We start from the raw sequence: 6654 nt of genomic DNA, 5'->3' as shown, positions 1-6654 counted from the left end.
ATTATTAGAAAAGAGTTCAAAGAAAAGAGTGATGAAAATATTTTTCATCACTCCAAAGATAGTTTAAGCGTTGATATAGCAACATTCATAGAGGGAGGCTCACGGACCGCCCGCGGAAAGCGTCCGCCTGTAACGGAATCCATTATTATGATATGAAAAGGGGCTGTCCTTAAAAGTCTACTAATATGACTTTTGAGACAGCCCCTACTATTTGCTTTATACACGTTGAATTTATAGTCTATCAATATTCCTTATATGGCACATCCAGCTGTACTAACTTTTGATATATTTTACTTTGAACTTCAGCATTCACAAGCCCAGAAACTAAAAACTCAAATGTATATCCATCCTTGAACTCAAAGATATACTTTTCATCACGGTCTAAATCTTCGTCATACATCTCGTGTGATACACTCGCAAGTTCTCCCCAATTGTATAATGCATTAGATCCCCACACGGGATTATATTCAATATAGTCCTGATGTAAATAGACGTAATTTTGAACTCCTTGACTAAACATAAAGATGAACCCAATAAAAACGATTATGCCCGTGATCGAATTAAATAAGACTGATCTTGAAAAATACATGACACAAAACAACACAATGACAACTAAAAATGCTAAAGCATACATCACCATACTGGTACTTAAAGGAATAAAAACTATTTTGTCACGAGAGTCAGATATGGTTAAGGAAACAATCATAGGAGTAATCAAAATGACAATTGGCGCTATGATCAATAAAAGCAGAGCGAAAATCCAGTATAAACTTTTGCGTTCATAGTCCATTGAAATAAATACCCCCTCATTAATTTCAGTTTACCACAATTACTAGAAAAATTTGTAAAAATTACAATTCCTATATTCAAAGGCTTTTTATATACAACAAAACCTTGGCACTTCTGCCAAGGTCTTCATTTTATCTTTCAATTAACACCGCACGGACAGGACTTCCATCTGCTCCTTCAATTTTTAAGGGCAGTGCAATTAATTGATAGGTATCTTCTCTAACTTCATCCAATACAAGTCCTTCTAATATGTAGCGACCTGCAGTTCCTAAAGCGTGATGCATCGGCAAGTCTTTGCTTGTAATTGCATCAACTGAAGGCAAATCGACTCCAAACAAAGTTACTCCGTTTTCAACCATCCACTCCACAACATCGACATCAAAGGCTGGAATTTCTTCCGGGAAGACATCTCTTTGCTGCCAGGCATTTGTTCGAAAAAGAACAGCTTTTGCTTCTCCAGGTGTTAGTCCTTTCAAAACTTCTTTTGAGATGAGGTCTTTTCCGCTCACATCAACCACAATCGCCTCGACGATATAGTTTTCCAATGGAAGTTCGTGAACCTTTTCCCCATTTTCATCAAAGTGAAAAGGCGCATCAATATGGGTACCGATATGTGTACTCGTCGTAATTTGTCCAACGTTTACCGAACCACTCTGTTCCTTTGTCCAGTTAACATGAAATTGGAAAGGCGTATCTCCTGGCCATTCTGCCACGTTCTTATTCAATAACATCGAAATGTCGTGAATTTTCATTTAAGCCACCACGTTTCGTTCATTTGAAAACGTTTTGTATGTCTCTTCAACCATAATCGTTTTTAAGCGTTGAACCATTTCCCAAACATCTTCAAAACTTGAATAGAAACTGATTGGCGCTAGTCGGATAATATCTGGTGCTCTGAAATCAGGAACGACATTCGCTTCTTTCAATGCCTTACAAATTCGAGCAGCTTCAGGATGTGCCAGAGCAATATGACCACCTCTGGATTCGTCTGCAAGCGGCGTGACATCAACAAAATCAAATGACCCTACTTCCGCTTGAATCAAATCTCGTAAATATTTAGTTAATGCAAGGGATTTCGAACGGACAGCGTCCATCCCTGCTTCTTCAAAAAGCTCAACACTTCCGCTAAGAGGAGCAGTACTGAATAAATTAGGGGTCCCGATTTGATAAGCTCCCGCTCCGTTCGCTTTTGTGAAGTCATGGGACATATCAAATTGTTTCGTTTTATCTGAACCGAACCAACCTGCAAGACCTGGTAGCTCATGATGATGACGTTCGTGAATATAGAGCCCTCCTGTCCCACCAGGACCACTGTTCATGTATTTATAATGGCACCAAATTGCAAAATCCACTTGATCGTTATGTAATTGGTGTGGAACCGACCCGATAGAATGAGCCAAATCAAAGCCTACTAAGATTCCTTTTGCATGCGCCATTTCTGTTATACGTTTCAAGTCCAACAATTGACCGCTTCGATATAATACGGAAGGCAACATTAGAATAGCAACGTCATCCGTCAGCATTTCTTCAATTGCCTCCAGTGTCAATGTATACCCATCTTCACTTTTCACTTTACGCATCGATACCGCTGGATCTAGTCCACGCAATTTCAAGTGGCTTTCTACCGCATATATATCAGAAGGGAAATTCAGTTCGTCCACGACAATGACAGATTTTTCAGGTGTCGGGTGGAACAAAGTAGAAAGCATTTGGTGAATATTCACGGTAATGGAGCCAGTGACCATCACTTCATTTCCGTTTGCACCGACTATTTTGGCCACGCGTTCACTAAGCTTTTCCGGATAGGTAAACCAAGGATCTTCTCCTTCTGTCCACCCATCAATCCCTCTTTCACGCCAGCTTGCTACCAATTTTTCTAGCGTTGCTTCTGAGCGCTTTGACATGAGCCCCAAAGAGTTTCCATCCATATATAGTTGATTCTCTGGTAAGTAGAATTCATTTTTAAAAGTGCGCATTCTATCCTGCTGGTCCATCTCTTTTGCATATTGCACAGTCGTATCCAAAGCCATCTCTCCCTTTTATCCAAACATAGCAAAGCTCAAAGCACCTAAAATTGCAGTGATAATGACGACAATCCAAGGTGACAGTTTATAAAATACTAACAGAGTAAAGGAAATTAACACAATGACAAAATCAATCGGGTCATGTACCGCACTCGTAAAGACTGGGTCATATAAAGCTGCCAATAATATTCCTACTACAGCCGCATTTACACCTTTTAATGCCGCTTGAATTCTAGGTTTCGTACGAATCACTGCCCAAAATGGCAACGTTCCCACCACAAGTAAGAAAGATGGTAAAAACATGGCAACCACGGCAATCGCCGCTCCAGAAAAGCTACCCATAATTTGCCCCAAGTAACCAGATAACGTAAACAAAGGACCTGGTACAGCTTGTGCAGCTCCATAACCGGCAATGAATGCTTCTGATGACATCCAGCCAGACGGTACAACTTCTCGTTCAAGCATCGGCAAGACTACATGCCCTCCACCGAAAACGATTGAGCCGACTCGATAGAATATATCAAAAATTGCATACCAGACAGCTTGTACAAATGGTCTGAAAACAGGCAATAGAATCAGTAGTCCAAAGAACAGAATCCATGCGATAATTCCTGTTTTCTTGCCGAAAGTCAATGGCATTTCCACAGCATCTGGGGCTTTTTCATTTTTGTAATAAATGACTCCAAAAACACCAGCCAATAGGATGATCAGGATTTGTCCCCACGCTGTTGGAATTAAAAGTGTGGCAGAGGCGGCAATCATGGCGACGGTAAGTCTTGGGCGATCAGGTGTTAACGATTTTCCCATTCCCATCAAAGCATGTGCAACAACAGCAACAGCAACGATTTTCAGCCCCTGAATCCAACCACTTTCAAATGAACCTGTTTGCATAATAATCCAGGCAAAGGCCATTAGTAGGAAGACTGATGGTAGCGTAAAACCAATCCAAGATAAAATCCCACCGAGTAATCCACCACGTAACATGCCGATTGATATCCCTACTTGTGAACTGGCTGGACCAGGCAAGAACTGGCATAAGGCCACCAGGTCTGCATACAGTTTGTCATCCAGCCATTTTCTCTTTTGTACATACTCATCTCTAAAATAGCCGAGATGTGCTGCCGGTCCTCCAAAGGATGTTAAACCAAGTTTGGTTGAAGCGGACAGGATTTCAAGATAACGGCCCTTTTTTGTTTTTTCCATTATTACATCACTCCTTCACATATAAGTCTCTTCTTATATGATACAAAAAGAACAAACGCGTTTAAAGGATTAATACGTATAGAAAGTAATATTTGTCTTTTATACGCGAGTAAATTATTATTATAGGTATTAACTATTTTTTAGAAAACAGGAGGTGTACACTTTGTTCTCCCCCTCATTCGGGTCTGGAACAAAGGAATTCTTTGGACATAGCCATACGATTGACAGCATTTGCTGTCTTAATCGCCTTTACGGCATTCTTCGTTGCAAGTGAGTTTGCTATTGTAAAAGTGAGATCTACCCGCATCGATCAATTGATTGCGGAAGGAAATAAACGTGCGATATCTGCAAAACGTGTCATTTCAAATTTAGATGAATATTTATCAGCCTGTCAGCTGGGTATTACAATGACCGCATTAGGTCTCGGTTTACTTGGAGAACCTACTGTCGAGCTATTATTACATCCACTATTTGAGCGTTTCGAGCTAAGCGATAGCATGTCGAATATCCTTTCTTACGGAATTGCGTTCTCATTCGTAACATTTTTGCACGTAGTTGTCGGTGAATTGGCACCGAAAACGTTAGCCATTCAAAAAGCGGAACAAGTTGCCTTGTTTACAGCGAAACCATTGATTTGGTTCTACCGCATCATGTATCCAATTATTAAATTCTTGAATGGTTCCGCTCGAGCACTTACAGGCTTATTTGGCTTAAAGCCGGCTTCTGAATCAGAACTGGCACATACGGAAGAAGAGCTTCGTATGATCCTATCGGATAGCTTGAAAAGTGGCGAGATTAACCAATCTGAATATAAGTTTGTAAACAAGATTTTTGAATTTGACGATCGGATTGCCAAAGAAATCATGGCTCCCCGTACCGAGATGAGCACCATTGATAAAGATACAACTCTTCGCCAGGTGTTCGACCAAGTAAACGTCGAACAATACACGCGTTATCCAGTTACAGATGGCGATAAGGATCACGTAATCGGTCTTGTTAATATGAAGAACTTATTGACTGCTTATATTAAAGATACGGAAAATATAAATCGACCGGTCATTGATTATATGCAACCAATTATTCGTGTCATTGAAACAATTCCAATTGGTGAATTATTATTGAAAATCCAACGCGAACGAATTCATATGGCCGTATTGATGGATGAATATGGTGGAACATCCGGACTCGTGACCATCGAAGATATTCTTGAAGAAATTGTCGGAGATATCCGGGATGAGTTTGATAATGATGAATTGCCTGAAGTTCAAAAACTTGGCGATCACCATTATATACTGGATGCCAAAATCTTAATTGAAAATGTCAACGATATTCTGGGCATCGACATTGATGAAGAAGATATCGACACAATCGGTGGTTGGTTCCTGACTAAACATTTTGAAGCCATTAAAGGTGAAAAAATAATTGAACAAGGATACGAATTCACGATTAAAGATATGGAAGGTCATCACATACTGTATCTTGAAGTCATTAAGTTAACTAAACAAGAAATCGATGATATGATTGAAGAAAAATTAGAAAGAAACGACTCTCACTAAGAGGGTCGTTTTCTTATGTGTGAAAGTTTTGCAAGGAGGAAACAAATTGGAGCTATATACACATTTACGCGAAGGGGAAAAAGGTGCTTGGATAAGCATCGGTACCTATTTAATTCTGAGCGCTATTAAATTGACTATCGGATATATCGGTACTTCCGAAGCGTTAAAAGCAGATGGTCTCAATAATTCTACGGACATCGCCGCTTCCATTGCCGTCTTAATCGGACTTCGAATTTCACAAAAGCCCCCCGATCAAAATCATCATTATGGTCATCTTCGTGCCGAAACAGTCGCTTCCCTTGTCGCCTCCTTTATTATGGCTGCTGTCGGATTACAAGTATTAATCAATGCAGGAAAAAACCTGTTTAACCCGGTTCACGAAACACCATCCCTGTTGACGGCATTTGTAGCCGCAGGAAGTGCCATCGTGATGTATGTCGTGTATCTTTACAATTTACGGTTGGCTAACCGAATCAATAGCTCCGCTGTACGAGCAGCAGCGTATGATAACCGCTCAGATGCACTCGTCAGTATTGGAACAACCATCGGGATATTGGCTGCTATTTTCGGGTTACCTATACTGGATTCAATAACGGCCATTTTGGTTGGACTTCTAATTATGAAAACGGCTTACAATATATTCAATGAAGCGGTACATACGCTGACCGATGGTTTTAATGAAGATGAGGTGGAAACACTTTCAGTGCTCGTTCGAAAAGTACAGGGTGTCATTCACTTAGAGGATTTCAAAGGACGAATGCATGGAAATCTAATGTTGGTTGATTTAACGGTCACAGTTGATCCATCATTAAATGTAGTGGAGAGTCATCGCATCACAGAAGAAATAGAAAAGAAAATACATTTAGTAAAGCCTTTCTGCATGGTTCTGGTTCACATTGAACCTCATATCGAGTCAGTTAAACAAACTTAGCATTTCTAAGTGAATTGGGATGTATATAAAAAAGGCAGGGACGGCCACTTCGCTTTCCGTGGGCTTGGCTTCAGCCACCTTCGGGGGTCTTCAGCTCAAGCTATTCCCACAGGAGTCTTCGTGGCCGGCCCTGCCCTACCTTAAACTATAA

At 40.5% G+C, this 6654-nt stretch carries 6 protein-coding genes; 2 read left to right on the top strand and 4 right to left on the bottom strand.

The genetic code is table 11. The features are described 5' to 3' along the window. Positions 1-241 precede the first annotated feature (241 nt). The 4 genes from M9R32_RS15600 to chrA form a co-directional block, all read right to left on the bottom strand. A complete protein-coding gene (locus M9R32_RS15600; protein WP_269927657.1) occupies positions 242-790 on the bottom strand; it encodes a hypothetical protein in 549 nt (182 codons plus the stop codon). 130 nt (positions 791-920) lie between these two features. Further along, entirely contained in the window at positions 921-1541 is a 621-nt protein-coding gene (gene kynB / locus M9R32_RS15595; protein WP_269927656.1) for an arylformamidase, read from the bottom strand. Further along, entirely contained in the window at positions 1542-2813 is a 1272-nt protein-coding gene (gene kynU, locus M9R32_RS15590) for a kynureninase (protein WP_269927655.1), read from the bottom strand. Between the two features lie 15 nt (positions 2814-2828). After that, positions 2829-4016, bottom strand: coding sequence for a chromate efflux transporter (gene chrA, locus M9R32_RS15585; protein WP_269927654.1), 1188 nt, complete (start codon positions 4014-4016; stop codon positions 2829-2831). Positions 4017-4219: 203 nt separating this feature from the next. On the opposite strand from chrA, the gene M9R32_RS15580 reads away from it, so the two are divergent. Continuing rightward, positions 4220-5572, top strand: coding sequence for a hemolysin family protein (locus M9R32_RS15580; protein WP_269927653.1), 1353 nt, complete (start codon positions 4220-4222; stop codon positions 5570-5572). A gap of 46 nt (positions 5573-5618) precedes the next feature. Beyond that, a complete protein-coding gene (locus M9R32_RS15575; protein WP_269927652.1) occupies positions 5619-6503 on the top strand; it encodes a cation diffusion facilitator family transporter in 885 nt (294 codons plus the stop codon). Positions 6504-6654: the final 151 nt, after the last annotated feature.

The sequence above is a fragment of the Paenisporosarcina quisquiliarum genome (genome assembly GCF_027563315.1).
GTDB classification, from domain to species: domain Bacteria; phylum Bacillota; class Bacilli; order Bacillales_A; family Planococcaceae; genus Paenisporosarcina; species Paenisporosarcina quisquiliarum.
Note: the sequence above shows the minus strand (reverse complement) of the source record. Positions and strands in the feature narration are given on the sequence as shown.

Bases quoted from the DNA above. Each gene is read 5' to 3' on its own strand.
- chrA (WP_269927654.1), bottom strand. From the start codon at position 4,016: ATGGAAAAAACAAAAAAGGGCCGTTATCTTGAAATCCTGTCCGCTTCA.
- M9R32_RS15600 (WP_269927657.1), bottom strand. From the start codon at position 790: ATGGACTATGAACGCAAAAGTTTATACTGGATTTTCGCTCTGCTTTTA.
- kynB (WP_269927656.1), bottom strand. From the start codon at position 1,541: ATGAAAATTCACGACATTTCGATGTTATTGAATAAGAACGTGGCAGAA.